Raw genomic sequence first — 16721 nt, forward strand, 5'->3', positions numbered from 1 at the left:
GTCGCAGTATGGTACCGCAGCCGAGGGAGGAACACACCGAGACAGCCAAACAGGCGGGGCAGTCGGCGTATCGCGCTGCGCTGGACGTCGTGTTGACCGGTATCGCAGTTATCCTCCCGATTGTCGTCACTATCTATGTATTGAAAGCGGCGCTCGATATTCTCACGAACGCGTTGCGCCCTATCGTTATCCTGCTTCAACACTTCGGCATCGTCCGCGACGTCAGACAGACGTTCGTGGTCGCGGACATCCTCATCGACCTCAATCTGTACAGCGACGTCGTCTCTGTCATCGCTGAAATCGTCGCACTCGCCCTCTTGGCCGTCCTCGTCGTCGCAATCGGTATCGTCGCCCGCTCGCAGTCGGGTGACCGTCTCATCGACTACTTCGACTACGTCATCATGGCGATTCCGGGTATCGGAGCCATCTACAAGAGTTTTCGACGGATGGGGGATGCGATGCTCGAAAGCGACATGGACCACTTCCGGTCGGTGAAACTCGTCGAGTTCCCGCACGACGACACCTACGTCATCGGATTCGAGACGGCCCAGTCACCGTCGTCGGTGCAGGATACCGTCGGCGACGACGACATGGTCACGATGTTCATCCCGCTCGCACCGAACCCCGTGATGGGTGGGTTCCTCACGCATCTCCCGAGCAAGCGAATCAACGACATCGATATGACCGTCGAAGAAGGCGTCAGAAGCATCATCACGAGCGGAATCGCCACGTCAGAGAACTCACAGCAACAGGAGTTCTCGGCGTTTGGCGACAGTGACGGTGACGGGTTCGGCATCACACCCGACAACCTCCCCGGGTCGTTCGGTGACTCGAAACAGAACGAAGACTGAAAAGACTGAGAAGACTGACGGAGTTGTCCGACTCAGTTGTCGCCGCCGAACGCGCTGCCGAGGCGGTCACGGAACTGTTTCAACTCGACGAGTTCCGACTGAACGTCGTCCATCTCGTCTCTGAGTTCCTCGACGTCGGCGGCGAGACCCGCCTGCAAGTCGTCGACCTGTGTCGTGAGGTCGTCGCGAACCGTCTCTAGTTCTGCGTGTAGCTCTGCACGCGTCTCTGTCACGTCGGTGTCGACGTCGGCGACGTCGGCGCGGACGTCACCCATCTCCGTATCCAGTGAGTCGACTGTCTCCGCCAGCGTGTCGATATCGTCGGCGACGGCGGCCAACGCCTCGACTTCGTCGGCGACCGACGAGAGGTCCTGTGTGTTGGTCTCGACACGCTTCTCTACTGCCGTAACCGTCGTCGCGACGTTGTCGACGTCGTCGCGCAGGTCGACTCGGTCGGACTCGGCCGAGGCGAGCGCCGTCTCCAACATCGTGAGCGACGACGACACCGATTCGAGTTCCTCGCGGAACTCGCTGACGAGTTGGTCGCCCGTTCCCTCCTCGTCGATGAACTCCGACAGCGCGTCGCTGTAGGCGACGAGGTCGTCCATCTGTGACTGGAGGCGGCCGATTCGAACGTCCACGCTCGTCGGAACACCGATGTCGAGTTCGCGCTTCAACAGCGAGAGGTCGTCGTCGTCGACACTGCCTTCTCGAATCTCCGTGGCGAGCGTCGCAGCGATACTCGTCGACGTGACCGCTCCCGGTTTCGACTGGTCGGATGCAGGCGTGTCGATTACGTCGGCTGTTTCGGCTTCCGTAGCTGTCTCAGAGACGTCGCCCGCATCAGACTGAGCGGCGTCCGCCTGACCGGCCTCCGGGTCGACTTCGACGTCTTCCTCCTCGCTGGCGTCGAGTTCGGATTCCGTCTCGGTCGAACGGGCGACGACGGCAGGGACGGTGTCGGTCTCGATGGGACGTGGTTCGACCGTCTCGGCAGTCGAGGAGTCGGTCACTGGTTCGTCAGCAGATGCGTCTGCGGGGTGTGAGTCATCAGCAGCGAGCGGGTCGTCGAGTGCCAACGGTTCCATTGGCTCTGCTTCCTGTTCGTGCTCGTCGTCGACGAGTGGGTCTTCGACGTCGAGGTCCAGTTCCAAGTCCAACTCTTCGATGTCGTCGACGTTCTCTGCACGCTCGGCCGCTTCGACTACCTCGGCGGCGTCGACTTCGTCGAGTTGTTCGGCCGTCTCGATGTCGGCAGCGAGTGGGTCCTCGGTGTTGGCGTCAGCGTCGGCATCGGTATCCAGGTCCGAGTCCTCCATCCCCGGAACCGTGTCGGCGTCACCGGCCAAGACGTCGCGGACGACGTCGGTCGACTCCTCGCCGACGATGTCTTCGACGCCTTCGGCTTCGGGGCCACCACTCTCGTGAGTCGACACGAGGTCGAGGGTTGGTTCGACGAGGAACGCCGCACTCTCTTCGTCGGTCTCTTCGAGTCGGATACCGTAGACCGTCGTCACGGACTCTTCGGGTGCGAGCGTCCGGACGAACTCGACGCGGTGGTCCTCGTAGGCGGTCCAGTTGTCGTTCTCGTAGTCGGGGTGGAACCCGACGCAGTCCATCGGAAACGACGTCGGCACGTCGTCGGTCAGACGGATGTCGACCGCTTCGGTACTCGTCGACTGGATGACGAACTTGAGTGCGGGGACGGGAAACTCGTCGGCGACGAACGACTTCTCGACGGACACGTCACCGGCCGAGACGGTGAGTGGGCCTGCATGGGTCGGGTCCTGGCTCATGGAGAATACAAGCCATACAGACTACATAAATCAACCGAGCATCAGAAAGATGATAATTCAGTCAATAATTCAAGACATTATTTTTTGGCAGAATATGTCCTCACGCGGAGACTTTGGAAGTCACTCTAACGATGTGCGGTGGAAAAAGTCGAGATGAGAGAACCGGACGGATAGCCGTCGACAGTGCTCAGCGTCGTCAGCAGTCGTGGTCGTCCGGCGTGTCGCCCTCGGTGGGGGTGTCGTCAGACGTGTCGTCATCTGACGTGTCGTCGTCCGTCGACCCATCGTCGACCGGGTCCGTCTCGTCCTCACCGTCGTCGACTGTCACGGTCAGGTCGTACGGGTTGATGTCGTCGCCGTCGATGTCGCCGAAACTCGCGGCCGACTGGATGGCGATGTAGACGGTCCCGTCCTCGGTGGCGGTAAAGGTGACACCCTCACCGTCGCCGTAGTAGTCACCCGGGTCGTTTCCGAGAGACGTCCCGTTCGGAGCGGTGACTTGAGCCTCATGGGAGGTGAAGGCTTGCGTCGTCTCTTCGTAGTTCACGGTGACCGTGTCACCGGCGTCGACGTCGACGGCGAAGTGGTCGCTGTCGAAGCCGACGGTGAACGCCGAAATCGACGCGTTAGCGTCGAGTTGCGTGGCGTTCTCGCGGTCGTCGTTCGGTTCGTACGGGTCCGAGTCGATAGCCGAGGTGTTCAGGGTGTACCCCTGCGCACCCTCGTTCGACTCGTCGTAGGACGCGTTGACCTTGAGGTAGTACGTCCCCGGTTCGACGACACGGTGCGAGAGAGCGTGCTCTGCGCCGTAGCCGTAGAACAGAATCTTCGTCGAGCTGTACGAGAGCTGCTCTCCGTCCGCGTCGTACAGACGGAGTTCGAGGTCCCGGTTCTCTGCTTCGCGGAAACTCTCGGAGATGTTCCGCGCGGCGACGGACGCGATGAACGTCTGGTTCTCGGAGACGTCGACCGTGTACCAGTCGGCGTCGTCCGTCGACTCGATGGTCCCGTTCGTCGAGTCGCCGACGTCGATGGCCGTCGCGTTCTCCATACTGTCGCCTCCGTCACCGGCGTCTACGGCGGCGACGCCCCCGACGAGCGCACCAGCCCCGAAGACGGCGGACGCGAGCAATACAACAACTAGTGTGGCAGTTCCGAATTTCGTCGATATACTCATGTGTCAGGCTGTATCCACAGCGACCGGGCGTCCAGTCAACGAGGACACAGGTCGTCCTACTCGAAGATGGAACTTTCTTATAGACTGGATAAACGGGAGGAACAGAAGCAACGCTTATACGAGCGTCGGCTTACAGGTCGACTCGGTCGCCGATTTCGGTGACTTCGAGCGTCTTCGGGTACTCGTAGCTTCGAGCGTGGTGGTGCAGTACCTTCGGGTCCGACGTCATCCCTTTCCACATGTCCCAGTGGCTGGGAACGAAGCGGTCGAACTGGAGGTCGCTCGCGGCCTTCACGACTTCGTTCTCCGACGAGTACCACTTCGTGCGGACCGGTTCACCGGTCTCCTTGTCCGGGATGTTACCAATCGCGCCGAACGCGAGGATGCCGAGGTCGATGTCGTACTTACTGCCTAGGTCCGGGAAGTCCTCGTGCGGTTTGGTGTCGCCACCGTGGAAGATGGTGCCCGACTCGTGTTCGAAGACGTAGCTCACCGGATGCGTCGAGTCCGAGTCGTCGGCGAACTCGACGTGGACGGTGAACTCGCCGAGTTCGAGCGTGTCGCCCTCTGCGACTTCGTGGAACTGGTCTTCCGAGACGTCCCAGTTCTCGGTCCACTCCTCGTCGTCGAAGGCGACGTCGAGGCTGTCGTCGGGCGCGTAGAAGTCACAGCCCGTGTTTTCGAGAATCGGGGCCTGACTCGGTCCGTGGACGTGGTCGGTGTGCTCGTGCGTCGCGAGGATTGCATCGACTTCCGCCACGTCCTCGGGGTCGAACGGGACCGGAATCATCCGGACGGTCCGCGGTGGGTCGCCGAGGCCGACGTAGGGGTCGACGTAGAGCGTCGTTCCTTCGCTACCCTTGATGACGAAGCCGTTACAGCCGAGGTACCAGACGGCGACGGTGTCCGGTTCGGCGTCTTCGACGGCACGCGGGAGCCAATCGCCCCAGTCACTGACGGTCATGTCCGGGAGTGCGTCGGCCGGGAGGCTAAGCGTTGTGGACGCGGCGTCACCTACCGAGTGCATGGGACCATCTGGCGGAGAAGTTAGCCAATAATTATATCTTTCAAGACTGTGTGTATCGATAGCATGAACAACCATCGTTCGTCCGAGCTGACGCTGTCCTACGCAGAGATGGTCCGAGCCATCCAAGAGGTGACCACGTCGTCGGTCGGACCGTTCGCACCCGACCCGTGGGTGGGGTAAAGCGGGCGTTCCGGGGACGTTACGTCACCGCGCCGTCCAGTGAGACCATGGACAGCACCGACCACATCGAGACGGTCGCAGATGCGCTTCTCACTGCGGACACTGTCGTCGCACTCACCGGTGCAGGGATGAGTACCGCGTCCGGAATCCCGTCGTTCCGCGGCGACGACGGTATCTGGCGAACACAGTTCGACCCCGACGACTTCGACATCCGACGACTCGACGCCGACCCCGCCGGGTTCTGGCGTGACCGCCTCGACCTCCACGAGGCGATGTTCGCCGCGAACCCCGAACCGAACGCCGCCCACGACGCACTCGCCGCCCTCGAACGCACGGGTGTTCTCGACACCGTCGTCACACAGAACACGGACGGACTGCACGCCGCTGCCGGTACCGAATCACTCCTCGAACTCCACGGCAACGCCCACCGCGTCGTCTGTCGGTCGTGTGGCCACCGCAGCGACGCTGCCGACGCCCGACAGCGTGTTCGAGACGGTGAGGTGCCGCCACGCTGCTCGGACTGCGGCGGCGTCCTCAAACCCGACGTCGTCCTCTTCGGCGAGATGCTTCCGCGAGAGACGCTCCAAGCGGCACGGCGACTCGCCCGCGACAGCGACGTGTTTCTCGCCATCGGGTCGTCGCTGACGGTCGAACCCGCCGCGTCGCTGCCGGGTCTCGCCGCCGGGGGCGGGATGCTCGTCCTCGTCAACCTCGACGAGACGCCGTACAGTGGGCGTGCGGACGTCGACCTTCGAGCGGACGTGACCGACGTCCTCCCGAGACTTGTGGACACCGTCGAGCGTCAGCGATGACCGACGGGATTCGGTGATAGCGGGCGAATACCGACTCCATCGAAACCGTTGACTCCCAACGCCGCAAGCGACGACTATGCGCGTCAGTGTCATCGGCGGCAGTCGTATCGGCCCGAGCGACGAAGCGACGGCCGTCGAAGTCGGAAAACTCCTCGCCCAACGGGGACACACTGTCGTCTGTGGCGGCCTCGGTGGCGTCATGGAGTCGGTCTGCCGCGGGGCGAAGGAGGCCGGGGGGACGACTATCGGTATCCTCCCCAGCGAGTGGCGAGCGGACGCGAACGAGTACGTCGACGTCGCGATAGCGACGGGTCTCGGCCACGCGAGAAACGGGCTCGTCGTGATGAACGGTGACGCCGTCGTCGCCATCGACGGTGGCGGCGGAACGCTCACGGAAGTCGGATACTCACTCGTCTTCGACAAACCCATCGCGGGAATCGGGACGCACGACGTCGAGGGAGTCGAGGCCTGTGCAACGCCCGAGGAGGCGGTAGAGTTCGTCGAATCTGCGAGGGAGTGAAGTACGGGTCTGTGGCGCTTTGGACGCGCTAGTCTACTGCGTTCGGATGCGTGACACCACGAATCAGTTACCAACTCGGTCGGAGCCGACGGGCGATGCAGCGCCGCGAGTCGTCGAGTACGAAGGAGTACAGTATCGTCTCAGCGCGGAGGAGTCGTCGGCGTCAGCAGGTGGAGACGAGCAGTGAGCGAGTGAGGTAAGTGAGAATCGAGAGAACGAATCGAATCAGTCGGCGACCTGTAGTTCTGGGTCGTCGGTCTCTGTGACGTCGGACGCGCTGAACGGCTCGCCTTGCCACGTGATTTCGAGTCGTCGACGGGAGACGTACGGGACCAAGTCAGAGGCACTGACGAGTCCACGGTAGGAACCGTCGGCGACGACGGGGAGGTGTTTCACGCCCGACTCACGCATCAGTTTGGCGGCGGTCAGCACGCTCGTCTCTGGCGTCGTCGTGACCGGCGGGGAGGACATGAACTCGGCGACGGTGAGTTCGGTACGCTCCTCGGCGATGAGGGCGACGATGTCCGACTCGGTGACGATGCCGACGACACGGTCCGTCTCGTTGACGACGACGAGCGCGTGCGTCTTGGGTGTACGCAGTTGTTGTGCAGCATCCGCCGCCATCGTAGTCGGCGAGACGGTCGGTGACGAGTCCGTGAACAGTCCATCCAGGCTAGTCTCTATCATGGATAGTGTTACCAAGTGACTCTTTTGACTTAGTACTCCCGTCTAGATGAATACACACACATAGTATTCCTAGTAGATTTTCACGCCTGCCGCGATTAGGAGTTCCATTTGGACAATTTCGCGCACGGTTGCTGCGCTAATCGGCATATCTGGATAGTAGAAGAGAGCGGCTCGGAAAGCAGAGAGGAAGAAGACGGAGACTCAGCAGAACGGCGAGTTACCAGGTACCGTGGAAGGTGTCGAACTGGAGGTTCTCCAACGGCTCTTCGCCGATGGCAATCTTGTACTCCTGCGGGGTGAGCATCGGTTTGTGGAAGCGCGGGCCGTCGTCGGTGGTGATGCGCGGACAGCCCGTGTTGACGAAGGCGTCCATGTTGAAGTTCCGAAGTCGGTCGGGCGTCACCTCGTCCATCGTGATGAGGTAGGCGTTCTCGTTGTTCTCGACGATCTCCTCGGCGATTTCCCAGCGCCCCTGCCCGATCTTCGTACAGAAGATGACGCCCCACTTGTCGGCGTCCATCGCGCGGTGGACCGCGCCGTAGCGCTGTTTCATGAACTTCTCCGTGTCGGCGACCTTGACGACGTTGTTGACGGGGTCGGCGATGACGACTTTCTTGTCGGGGTGCTCCATCGCCAGTCCGAGCGGGTGGAACTTCCCGCCGCCGACGTACATGATCTGGTCGGCGTCGATGTCGGCGGAGGCGTAGTTACAGCCGAGCACCTGTCCCTCGTAGGTGAGACGGTCGTCGCCCTTGCGGGTGTGGACGTCGTAGCCGCGCTCTTCGAGCCAGTCGACCATGTCGCCGAAGAGGTTCATGTGCTGGGCCGTCGTGACGAGACCGACGTTCGGGTCGTCGTCGGGGTCGGCGAACTCTTCGAGCGAGTCCTCCATGATGGGGTAGGGGTCGACGTTGGAGAAGAGCGGGACGTAGATGATCTTGTCCGACTCTTTCATCGGCGAGTGCCCGAAGTGGACGAAGACGTCCGTTCGGCGCATCAGATAGGTGTCGAGGTCACAGGCACCGTAGCACGGTTGTCCGGAGAGGAGGAAGGTCACGTCGTCGTCGCACAGTTCCCGGAGGTCGTCGGCGACGGCCGGGCCGCGGCGCTTCAGTCCCTCGGGGAACTGCAGGCCGACCTTCTTCGCGTCGCGTTCTTCGACTTCTTCGACGATGCGTTCGAGTTCGTAGTCCCACTCTCGGTCGTGTTTGAGCGACATCCCGGTGTTTCGGAGGTCACCCTCCGAAGCGGCGTCCTGACTCATTGATGGGGCCTAACCGGTCAGGAGGTTTAACGTCGGCGTTTCGACGGGCCGAGCGCGAGTTGCGTGAGCGACGGGAGTTACGGGAGTTACGGTCGGTCGACGTCGTCGAGCCACCCGGAGACGACACCTTGGAGTGCGCCCGTCGTACTCCCGAGATTCAGCAGTTGATAGCCCTGCTCGATCTTCTCGTTCACGTCGTCCGTACCGAACCCGAGACCGCCGACGGGGATGCCCGCATCCGTTGCCTTCTGTCGAATCGTCTCGACGGCGTCGACGACGTCAGGGTGGTCGAGTTCGTTCGGGTGGCCGAGCGACACCGAGAGGTCGAGCGGACCGATGAACACGAAGCCGAGATGTGGGACGTGAAGAATCGCGTCGAGGTTCTCGACCGCTTCCTTCGTCTCGATAGTGACGCCGACGAGCGCCGACTCGTCTTGCGTACGCACGTAGTCGTCTGCGAGTCCCCACCGCCGAGCGCGCGGACTGGCGAGTCCGCGGTCACCCGGTTCGCCGTCGTACTCGAAGTACGCCGCGCGAATCGCGTGCTCGACCTCTTCGACGGATTCGACGCGAGGGAGGAACAACGACCGGACACCGGCGTCTCGGACCTTGCGAACCACACTCGGGTCGAGCGTGGGGAGTCGAACGAGTGGTTCGATACCGGTCCGTTCGGCAGCGCGGAGCAACGCTTCGAGTGCGGGCGCGTCCCACGGACTCGGCCCGGCGTGTTCGAGGTCCAGCCAGACGAAGTCGACGCCGAGTTCGCCGTAGAACTCGACGAGCGAGGGGTCGTAGACGTTGTCGAGGACACCCAAGAGAACCTCGCCGTCGGCGAGTCGGGTACGCATCGTGTGAGAACGGTCAGACGAAGACATGACATACCATCGACCGCTGAGAGATTAACCGTTGCTGACGACCGGCTAGACGCCGGACTCGACGAGACGAGAGTAAGGCGCTAGAAGAGCGGGACGCTCGAAGTTCCAGTAGCGTGTGAGTCTCTGGTGAGTCTCTAGAACGGATGTCACTGTGCCAGCGTCGCCGAACGCCGCTGCAATCGCGAGTCCAGGACGGCCAGCACGCGACCGAGTAGGGGATGCCCCGTTCGAGGCATCCCTTCGGTGGTGACATTCCGATTGTACCTATGCAATACGCATAGGTGTAGGACCGAAAGTGACTAGACATGATAGCTTTGCCGATTATTGCTGTATCCGCCACTAGCTAGAAGATGTGAACGAACGGCTACGAGCGTACTGATTACGGTAAAAAGACGTCCACGCTAGGTGGACGTCTCGTAACCGGAATGCCGCAATTTGCGTACCAAAACTCCTGACAGCGAACTGCCGGGCAAATTGCATCTATACAAAGGTGCGTCACCGGGGTACTCGTGGTGCCTAACTGTATAGGCTCACGTCGTGTCGGGGAGAGAGTCGAACCTCGACGAGAGCCGTTCAAATCGGTAACACCGACGTCACTCGGGTATTGAAACGACTGGAGACAGTAGGTGGCAGTGATGAGTGCCGACCTGCCGCTGGACCACGTTCACGTCGAACCGTCTGAACCGACCGACGGACCCGCACCCGCCGTCGTCGTCCTCCACGGGCGCGGTGCCGACGAAGAGGACCTCCTCCCGGTCGCACAGCACCTTCCCGACGAACTCCACGTGCTCAGTCTGCGCGCGCCCGACCGTCTGATGGGCGGGTACACGTGGTACGAACTCGACACTTCCGCCGGCGGACTCCACCAGAGCCAACCGCACGCCGACGAGTACCGCCGCAGTCTCGACCTCGTCTCCGAGACCATCGACGCGGCTATCGAGGCCTACGACCTCGACGCCGACCGCATCGGGCTTCTCGGATTCAGTCAAGGCTGTATCACGAGTCTCGGCCTCCTGCTCGAAGCGCCCGACCGATTCGCGTGGGTCGTCGGACTCCACGGCTACCTCGCCGAGTCACACGCCGACCTCGAACCCGACGGCATCGAAGGGAAACCCGTCTTCCTCGGCGCGGGCGCGTCCGACCAAATTATCCCCGCCGAACGCGTCGAACGCGCCGCCAATCGTTTGAAAGAACTCGGCGCAGACGTGCGCTACGACGTCTATCAAGCCCCCCACGGAATCGGCCAACAGGAACTACAAGAGTTGGTGGCGTTCGTCGAAGAACAGTACTGAGCCACTGTTTGTCGGTGTGTGTACTCCGCTCACCGGTGTGCCAAAGAGAGACACATTCGGCAAGCCTAAACGAGTCGAGTCCTAAGCCGGGCTATGAGCGTCGAAACCACCTCACTGGAGTCGCTCGGACGTGAACTCGGAGACGCAATCGCGGAGTCCCCCGAGTACGAGCAGTTCGAAGAAGCGCGACAAGCCGTCGAGAACGACGACGAAGCCCAAGCGCAGATAGAGGAGTTCGAGCAACTCCGACAGGAGTTCATGATGGCTCGTCAAACCGGACAGGCCAGTCAAGAGGACGTCAAGGAAGTCCAACGTGCACAGGAGAAACTGCACCGCCTCCCCGTGATGTCGGAGTTCCTCGAGGCGAAGAGTGAGCTTCAAGGTCGACTCGAAGCCATCAACCGCGCCGTCTCCGAACCGCTCGCCGTCGACTTCGGCGGCGAGGCGGGCGGGTGCTGTCAGGACTAGCCGGGCGCTCTTCGCCCGTGTGTAGACGTAGCTACTAACTCTTCTTCACTCGAAGTAGTTCTCCAGCCATGGTCAGTGTCCTCCTCCCCACCGTCGAGTGGGGCCTCGCCTGCGAACAGGTCGCGAGCCAACTCGGAGCGGACGACGAGTTACTCGTCGTCTGTGACACCGATGCAGACCCCGTCGCCGGCCACGACCCACCCGAGCAAGTCCGTATCCTCGTCGCCGGCGACCCCGAAGACTGTTCGGGGAAGGCCAACGCCCTCGCCTACGGGATGGAGCGAGCGACCGGCGACCGATTTCTCTGGACGGACGACGACTTCGACCACGGCGACGACTGGCTGAACCGAGTGAAAGCACTCGCCGACGAACACGGCGTCGTCACCGGCGTCCCCGTCTTCGTCGGCGAGGACTGGTGGCGACTCGCCGAACCGTTCTCCGCACTCACCGGGTCGCTGGGGCTCTATCTCGGCGGACAGGTGTGGGGCGGTTGCGTCACCTTCACCCGTGACGACGTAGACGTAGAGCGACTCGTCGCGGACCTCAGACGGACCGTCAGTGACGACGGGTTGCTCTCGGGGCGTCTACACGACGTGACCGCCGCGAGGAGCCTGACCGAACAGATTTACGTCGACGGCGACGTCGAGTCCGTCCGCAACCGGATGGTTCGCTTCACGCAGACGGTGCGGTTCGAGGAGACGTCGAGTACGGCCGGCCTCGTGTTCAGCGTGTTCGCGTTCGCCCTCGCCGGACTCCTGTGGCCGATACCGGTCGCTGGCCTCGCGACGGCCACCGTCGCTGCCGTGTACTGGTTCTTCGGTGTGCGCCGTTCGACGTTTCTGCTCGCGTACCCCGCGCTCCTCGTTGCGCCGTTGCTCGTCGCCTACGGACTGCTCGCCACCGAGTTCGAGTGGGGTGGCCGTCGCTACCGCTGGCGCGACGTCTACGACGTGACCGTTCTGGAGTAGATGCGATGAAGTGAGAGAAGAGTTCAAATCGGAAGCCGCGACCATCGACGGTATGCTCGCAATCGCCGGTGGGAAGGGAGGAAGCGGGAAGACCACCACGACGCTCGGTCTGGCCGCGGCGTTCGACGGGCCGACGCTCGTCGTCGACGCCGACTGTGACATGCCGAATCTCCACGCACTCGCTGGCGTCGACCGGACGCCGACGCTGGCCGCCGTCGACGACGAGACGGAACCAGCGTGCGTCGCTCACGACCACCCCGACGAGTCGCACGTGAGCGTGTTGCCCGCGCCGACACGGAGCGACGCCGAAGCGACGGCCACGACGAGAGACGACGAGATGCGACGAGTGCTCGGTCGTCTCCAGTGCGAACGAGGTGGGGTTCGGACGCTGGTCGACTGCCCGGCGGGGGCCAGTGTCGACGCCGTCGCACCGCTCCGCGTCGCCGACGGCGTTCTCGTCGTCTCGCCGCTCTGTGCGGCCGCCCTCCGCGACGCTGCCAAGACAGCCGCGATGGCACGAACCCTCGGTACGCCCGTCGTCGGCGCGGTGCTGACGCGGACTCGTCTTCGCCCACCCGGTGTCGCAGACCTCCTCGACTGCTCGGTGGTGGCTTCTATCCCCGAAGTTCGTCCACCGGTACTCGACGACCGTGTCGTGCGTGCGGCGTACGCGCGGCTTGCGTCGACACTCACTGCGGAGGAAGACCTATTATGACTGCGTCGCCAATACGGACGTATGTCTGGCCGCCTGCCGACCGGAATCACGGTGCTCGACCGGCGCCTCGGCGGTGGCATCCCTCCCGGGAGTATCGTCCTCCTCGAAGCACCACCTGCCAGCCAGTCCGAACTCTTTCTCTACGAGTTCACGGCCACGCGCGGGACGCTCTATCTGACGACCGTTCGCTCGGAGGCGGCCGTGTCCGACGCGCTCAAACGGGCGAACACCCGCGTCGGCAATCCGACGATTCGCGACATCGGCAGCGACGCACCGCTGGACCACGCGAACCGACTCGTCGGCGCGCTTCCCGAGGGGGCGAACCTCATCATCGACGTCGTCGACGTACTCGAAGAAGCGGAACCGGCGCGCTACCGGAGTTTCTTGAACGAACTGCAGACACAGATCGTCAACACCGACGGTCTCGCGATTCTGCACGCGATGAAAGGTCGCTCCATCCCGAAGAATCGGGACCTGACCGAACATATGGCCGACCTCGTGTTCGACCTCCAGACGGACATCAAGGGTCAAGAGATAGTCAACCGACTCGCCGTGCCGAAGTTCCGTGGCGGCGCGGCGATGGAAGAGACTATCAAGCTGAAACTGGCCGAGCAGGTTGCCGTCGACACCAGTCGCGACATCGCCTGAGCCGGGGCCCTCTTCACCCGAGAGGAGAGACGGCGGTTATCTGCGAGTCCGCGATAGCGCAGTCGGACGAACGGTTCGACGTTTCTCTCAGCATGTAGTTGAAGAAAACTTATCACGAAACACAAAGAACGCCTCCCCATGCCTCGTTCACGACGCGCCCTCCTCGAAGCGACTGGTGGTACACTCGGTAGTCTGGCGCTCGCCTCGGTCGCCGGTTGCCTCGCCGGTGCACCAACTGGCGGCGGCGCTGGGCGAGACGAGTCGACCACGGAAGCGACGACACAGACGCAGACCGACGAGCCAGAGACGTCGGCCGAACCGGAGCAGTCCACGGCGACGACGTTCGACACGTTCGAGCAGTGGCTCCCTGACCCGACAGAGACACTCCTTCCCGATGGCTACGGTGTCCAGTGCTTCGACGTGGCGAGCATTCGGGCACGTGAAGCCGACATCCATCCACGGTCCTACAGCCGACTCGAAGACGAGATGTCGGCGACGCTCCCCCACAGGTTCGTCGACGTCGACGACGTCGATGCGGCACTGCAGGTCGACTTCGTGATGAACGTGGCGCTCGGGTCGTTCGACCCCGACGCCATCGGCGAGAAGATTGCGAGCGAACGGCAGTCGAAGCCGACAGCGTCGACGGCGACGACGCCGACGCGAACGCCGACTCCAGAACCGGAACTGAACCAGTACCGAGGGTTCGATTTGTACGGCACGGAGCGTATCTACGCCGTGTCCGAAGACGCCGTGATGAACGTCTCACCGATGCACAGAGGCGACCCACTCGACTTCACGAAGGCGTTCGTCGACGCGCAGGCCGGAGAAGTGGGTCGCTACGCCGATGGAAACGAGTACGTGGCGTCCATGTTCGAACTCGTTGACGACCCACACGCGTGTTGGTGCTACCCGGAGGCGATGGACGGGTCGACGTCGCGCGGGTTCCGCGAAGACGTCATCACGGGCGAACTCAAGACGTGGCGCTTCGGAGCCGAGACGACACGGCTCACCTTCGCGAACACCTACCCCGACGCCGAGGCGGCGGCGAACAGCGGCTTCGAGGCGTACATCGAGAACGAGTCCGACCGCTTCGGAGCGTACGACGGTCTCGACGTACAGACGGAAGACCGGTTGGTCTGGGTCGAGGGAACTATTCCGACAGGCGAGTTCGACCACCTCTCGGCGGGCGGGCCGGGCGACAGCGTGAACACGCCGAACTGAGGGACGCTGACTCGACACGGGCAGTGACAGGTTGGGACTTCAGGAGCCGGTAACGACGCTCAGAGCGCGACGAACCCGAGGACGCCGAGCGTGACGACGACGATGAGCGCGACCCACGTCCACAGCGACGAGAGCGGGCCGGAGTCGGCGTTCTTCTTCACGAAGAGGTAGACGAAGTAGGGAAAGATGGGGACGAGTCGAACGAGGAGACTCGTCGATTGGCCGAGGACGAACCGGATGACGAGCGAGAGGCCGACCGTACAGACGGCGGCGACGAGGGCGACCCACACGTCGTCGGGAATCGAGAGCTCTGTCTCCGTCGTGGAATCCATACCGGAGGCTGGTCGGGAAGCGCTAAAGAAAACGGTGATTTGTGGTCAGCGAGGAGACCGAGTTACTCTTCGGTCTCTTCGGCTTCGGAGGCTTCGAGTTCGTCGACGATTTCGTCGGCGTCGACGTCGACGTCTTCGAGAGCGTCCTCGATGTCGGCAGCGCCGCCTGCACCGCCAGCGCCACCCATCATGCCGCCCATGCCGCCCATCATACCGCCGGAGCCGTCGATGGTCTCCTGGACGATGACGCGGTCGATGCCGAGTCGCTGCATCATGTCCTGTGCGATCTGCTGCTTGGAGAACATCCACTGCTGGTTCATCGTCATCTGCGGCGTGGCCTCGATGTAGAGCGTCTCCTTCTCGACGGTGACCGTCTCCGTCTCGGGCTCTGCATCCTCGTCCTCGTCGTCAGATTCGACGACCTGCTCCTCTTCGACCTCGTCGGTCTCAATCCAGACCTCGGGCGACTGCTGGAGGTACATACCGAGCAGACCCTGTGCCTGCTCCTCGCGGTCGTCGACGATTTCGACGATTTCGTACTCGTATTCGAGGTCCTCACCCGCGAGCGGGTGGTTGAAGTCGACGCGTGCGCGGCCGCCGATGATGGTCTCCAGTCGACCCTGCTCGCCGTCGATCTGGACCTGTGCACCGGGGTAGCGGTTGTCTTCCGGAACCTTGTCGGCGGCGACCGTCTTCACGTCGTCGGGGTCGAACGCGCCGAACGCCTCTTCGGCGGGGATGTCGACGCTGCCCTCGTCGCCGACGTCCTTGCCCATCAGGTCGTCGTCGACGCCCTGGAAGACGTGGCCTGCACCCACGACGATGACGCGCGGGGCGAACTCGTAGTCGTCGTCGTCGATTCCGGCCTCTTCGGCGACGTCCTGTTTCGTCGTGTCGACGACGGTTTCGTCCTCTTTCGTGCGAACCGTGTAGTCCAGCTTGACGAAGTCGCCGTCCTGAATTCCCGATTCTGTCTCTTCGACCTCTTCCTCGGTGTCCGGCGCGTCGGCCGTCTCCGCCTGCTGTTCGTCACTCATGGTTCGAATGTCTCCCGTGCTACCCTTAAGAATCACGTTTCGGGCTTCGCGTCTCGAACGCCCGGAGAGTGAGACAGATTCGCCAGTAGCGACTCTCACTGGCCCTGTTGACGGGCGTACGTTCCCACGAGCGTCGTCGTATCGAGTTGGCGCTCGGCGAGTGACCCCGAGAGGTCGTCGCGCGTCGCACCAGCCTCGACTGACAACGTACTGTCGAGTGCGTAGAGGACCAACCGGTAGCGATGCGGCGAGTCGCCGACGGGTGGACACGGCCCGGTGTAGCCGACACTCCCCGCGTCGTTCGTCCCCTGTCGAGCACCGCCGAGTCCCTCGACTGTCTCTGTCTGGGGGACGTTCACGGGGATACGTTGCGTGTCACCCGGGACGTTCCAGAGCAACCAGTGGACGAACGGGTCGGAACGCGGCGCGTCCGGGTCGTCGACGACGAGTGCGAACGCCTCCGTCGCCGACGGCGGGTCGGCGATATCCAACGCGGGCGACACGTTCTGGCCGTCACAAGTGAACGTCTCCGGAATCGGTCCCCCATCCTCGAACGACGGTGACGACAGCGAGAACGCACCGCTCGGTGTGGGTGAGGGGTCGTTCGTCTGCGTCGCGTTCTGTGGTGTCTCCGTCGTCTCTGCTGTCGCTGTCGTCTGTGGGGAAGTGGTCGAACGAGCGGTCTCAGTCGACGTCGGCGTCCCGGTGGCCGTTCGCGTCGTCTCCGTCGGTTTCGTCGCCGTCGGCGAGTCGGCCGGCGACGACGTCTGGGGTGACGACTCCGAACAGCCCGCTATCGTCGCGAGCGCGAGCGACGTCGTCGTCACGAGTAGCTGTCGGCGAGAGGGCAT

Annotated in this window: 18 protein-coding genes; 9 read left to right on the plus strand and 9 right to left on the minus strand. The window is 62.9% G+C overall.

Annotated features, from left to right (window positions below; translation table 11 throughout):
- The first annotated feature begins 8 nt into the window (after positions 1-8).
- The gene (locus BM083_RS19170; protein ID WP_009365501.1) at positions 9-851 is read left to right on the plus strand and encodes a DUF502 domain-containing protein; all 843 of its coding nucleotides are present in this window, start codon (positions 9-11) and stop codon (positions 849-851) included.
- 32 nt (positions 852-883) lie between these two features.
- Here BM083_RS19170 and BM083_RS19175 read toward each other — a convergent pair whose 3' ends face one another.
- The 3 genes from BM083_RS19175 to BM083_RS19185 all read right to left on the minus strand — a co-directional run bounded on the left by BM083_RS19175 (position 884) and on the right by BM083_RS19185 (position 4788).
- Positions 884-2647: a coiled-coil domain-containing protein gene (locus tag BM083_RS19175; RefSeq protein WP_089871712.1), complete on the minus strand. Its 1764-nt coding sequence runs from the start codon at positions 2645-2647 to the stop codon at positions 884-886.
- A 196-nt stretch (positions 2648-2843) separates the two neighbouring features.
- Positions 2844-3779 (minus strand): pre-peptidase C-terminal domain-containing protein, encoded by a 936-nt coding sequence (locus tag BM083_RS19180; protein WP_089871714.1) that lies wholly within the window; start codon positions 3777-3779, stop codon positions 2844-2846.
- A gap of 175 nt (positions 3780-3954) precedes the next feature.
- Positions 3955-4788, minus strand: a complete 834-nt coding sequence (locus BM083_RS19185; RefSeq protein WP_089871961.1) for an MBL fold metallo-hydrolase — start codon at positions 4786-4788, stop codon at positions 3955-3957.
- A 290-nt stretch (positions 4789-5078) separates the two neighbouring features.
- On the opposite strand from BM083_RS19185, the gene BM083_RS19190 reads away from it, so the two are divergent.
- Both BM083_RS19190 and BM083_RS19195 read left to right on the plus strand, forming a co-directional pair.
- Entirely contained in the window at positions 5079-5843 is a 765-nt protein-coding gene (locus BM083_RS19190; RefSeq protein WP_089871716.1) for an NAD-dependent deacylase, read from the plus strand.
- A gap of 76 nt (positions 5844-5919) precedes the next feature.
- Complete coding sequence (locus BM083_RS19195; RefSeq protein ID WP_089871718.1) at positions 5920-6363, plus strand: TIGR00725 family protein; 444 nt, start codon at positions 5920-5922, stop codon at positions 6361-6363.
- A 225-nt stretch (positions 6364-6588) separates the two neighbouring features.
- Here BM083_RS19195 and BM083_RS19200 read toward each other — a convergent pair whose 3' ends face one another.
- The 3 genes from BM083_RS19200 to BM083_RS19210 form a co-directional block, all read right to left on the minus strand.
- Complete coding sequence (locus BM083_RS19200) at positions 6589-7050, minus strand: CBS domain-containing protein (protein ID WP_089871720.1); 462 nt, start codon at positions 7048-7050, stop codon at positions 6589-6591.
- 217 nt (positions 7051-7267) lie between these two features.
- On the minus strand, positions 7268-8314 hold the full coding sequence (gene dph2, locus BM083_RS19205) for a diphthamide biosynthesis enzyme Dph2 (protein WP_009365491.1): 1047 nt from the start codon (positions 8312-8314) through the stop codon (positions 7268-7270).
- An 86-nt stretch (positions 8315-8400) separates the two neighbouring features.
- Positions 8401-9189, minus strand: a complete 789-nt coding sequence (locus BM083_RS19210) for an HpcH/HpaI aldolase family protein (protein ID WP_089871722.1) — start codon at positions 9187-9189, stop codon at positions 8401-8403.
- A 635-nt stretch (positions 9190-9824) separates the two neighbouring features.
- Between BM083_RS19210 and BM083_RS19215 the strand changes: the two genes are divergently transcribed.
- The 6 genes from BM083_RS19215 to BM083_RS19240 all read left to right on the plus strand — a co-directional run bounded on the left by BM083_RS19215 (position 9825) and on the right by BM083_RS19240 (position 14501).
- Positions 9825-10481, plus strand: coding sequence for an alpha/beta hydrolase (locus BM083_RS19215; RefSeq protein WP_089871724.1), 657 nt, complete (start codon positions 9825-9827; stop codon positions 10479-10481).
- Between the two features lie 93 nt (positions 10482-10574).
- Positions 10575-10949 (plus strand): YlbF/YmcA family competence regulator, encoded by a 375-nt coding sequence (locus BM083_RS19220; RefSeq protein WP_009365488.1) that lies wholly within the window; start codon positions 10575-10577, stop codon positions 10947-10949.
- Between the two features lie 68 nt (positions 10950-11017).
- The gene (locus BM083_RS19225; protein WP_089871726.1) at positions 11018-11917 is read left to right on the plus strand and encodes a glycosyltransferase; all 900 of its coding nucleotides are present in this window, start codon (positions 11018-11020) and stop codon (positions 11915-11917) included.
- Between the two features lie 52 nt (positions 11918-11969).
- On the plus strand, positions 11970-12632 hold the full coding sequence (locus tag BM083_RS19230) for a MinD/ParA family ATP-binding protein (RefSeq protein WP_089871963.1): 663 nt from the start codon (positions 11970-11972) through the stop codon (positions 12630-12632).
- A gap of 21 nt (positions 12633-12653) precedes the next feature.
- On the plus strand, positions 12654-13280 hold the full coding sequence (locus BM083_RS19235) for an RAD55 family ATPase (RefSeq protein WP_089871728.1): 627 nt from the start codon (positions 12654-12656) through the stop codon (positions 13278-13280).
- Positions 13281-13418: 138 nt separating this feature from the next.
- Complete coding sequence (locus BM083_RS19240) at positions 13419-14501, plus strand: hypothetical protein (protein WP_089871731.1); 1083 nt, start codon at positions 13419-13421, stop codon at positions 14499-14501.
- A 59-nt stretch (positions 14502-14560) separates the two neighbouring features.
- On the opposite strand, the gene BM083_RS19245 is transcribed toward BM083_RS19240, so the two are convergent.
- The 3 genes from BM083_RS19245 to BM083_RS23525 form a co-directional block, all read right to left on the minus strand.
- On the minus strand, positions 14561-14833 hold the full coding sequence (locus BM083_RS19245) for a DUF8049 family protein (protein ID WP_009365483.1): 273 nt from the start codon (positions 14831-14833) through the stop codon (positions 14561-14563).
- Positions 14834-14895: 62 nt separating this feature from the next.
- The gene (locus tag BM083_RS19250) at positions 14896-15870 is read right to left on the minus strand and encodes an FKBP-type peptidyl-prolyl cis-trans isomerase (protein WP_049893403.1); all 975 of its coding nucleotides are present in this window, start codon (positions 15868-15870) and stop codon (positions 14896-14898) included.
- 95 nt (positions 15871-15965) lie between these two features.
- The gene (locus tag BM083_RS23525; RefSeq protein WP_177197708.1) at positions 15966-16721 is read right to left on the minus strand and encodes a YbhB/YbcL family Raf kinase inhibitor-like protein; all 756 of its coding nucleotides are present in this window, start codon (positions 16719-16721) and stop codon (positions 15966-15968) included.

The organism is Halogranum rubrum (assembly GCF_900114455.1).
In the GTDB taxonomy this organism is placed as follows: domain Archaea; phylum Halobacteriota; class Halobacteria; order Halobacteriales; family Haloferacaceae; genus Halogranum; species Halogranum rubrum.

Excerpts from the sequence above, each read along its gene's own strand:
- BM083_RS19170 (WP_009365501.1), top strand. The coding sequence starts at position 9 with ATGGTACCGCAGCCGAGGGAGGAACACACCGAGACAGCCAAACAGGCG.
- BM083_RS19175 (WP_089871712.1), bottom strand. The coding sequence starts at position 2,647 with ATGAGCCAGGACCCGACCCATGCAGGCCCACTCACCGTCTCGGCCGGT.
- BM083_RS19185 (WP_089871961.1), bottom strand. The coding sequence starts at position 4,788 with ATGACCGTCAGTGACTGGGGCGATTGGCTCCCGCGTGCCGTCGAAGAC.
- BM083_RS19190 (WP_089871716.1), top strand. The coding sequence starts at position 5,079 with ATGGACAGCACCGACCACATCGAGACGGTCGCAGATGCGCTTCTCACT.
- BM083_RS19195 (WP_089871718.1), top strand. The coding sequence starts at position 5,920 with ATGCGCGTCAGTGTCATCGGCGGCAGTCGTATCGGCCCGAGCGACGAA.
- BM083_RS19200 (WP_089871720.1), bottom strand. The coding sequence starts at position 7,050 with ATGATAGAGACTAGCCTGGATGGACTGTTCACGGACTCGTCACCGACC.
- dph2 (WP_009365491.1), bottom strand. The coding sequence starts at position 8,314 with ATGAGTCAGGACGCCGCTTCGGAGGGTGACCTCCGAAACACCGGGATG.
- BM083_RS19210 (WP_089871722.1), bottom strand. The coding sequence starts at position 9,189 with ATGTCTTCGTCTGACCGTTCTCACACGATGCGTACCCGACTCGCCGAC.
- BM083_RS19215 (WP_089871724.1), top strand. The coding sequence starts at position 9,825 with ATGAGTGCCGACCTGCCGCTGGACCACGTTCACGTCGAACCGTCTGAA.
- BM083_RS19220 (WP_009365488.1), top strand. The coding sequence starts at position 10,575 with ATGAGCGTCGAAACCACCTCACTGGAGTCGCTCGGACGTGAACTCGGA.
- BM083_RS19225 (WP_089871726.1), top strand. The coding sequence starts at position 11,018 with ATGGTCAGTGTCCTCCTCCCCACCGTCGAGTGGGGCCTCGCCTGCGAA.
- BM083_RS19230 (WP_089871963.1), top strand. The coding sequence starts at position 11,970 with ATGCTCGCAATCGCCGGTGGGAAGGGAGGAAGCGGGAAGACCACCACG.
- BM083_RS19235 (WP_089871728.1), top strand. The coding sequence starts at position 12,654 with ATGTCTGGCCGCCTGCCGACCGGAATCACGGTGCTCGACCGGCGCCTC.
- BM083_RS19240 (WP_089871731.1), top strand. The coding sequence starts at position 13,419 with ATGCCTCGTTCACGACGCGCCCTCCTCGAAGCGACTGGTGGTACACTC.
- BM083_RS19245 (WP_009365483.1), bottom strand. The coding sequence starts at position 14,833 with ATGGATTCCACGACGGAGACAGAGCTCTCGATTCCCGACGACGTGTGG.
- BM083_RS19250 (WP_049893403.1), bottom strand. The coding sequence starts at position 15,870 with ATGAGTGACGAACAGCAGGCGGAGACGGCCGACGCGCCGGACACCGAG.
- BM083_RS23525 (WP_177197708.1), bottom strand. The coding sequence starts at position 16,721 with ATGCCCTCTCGCCGACAGCTACTCGTGACGACGACGTCGCTCGCGCTC.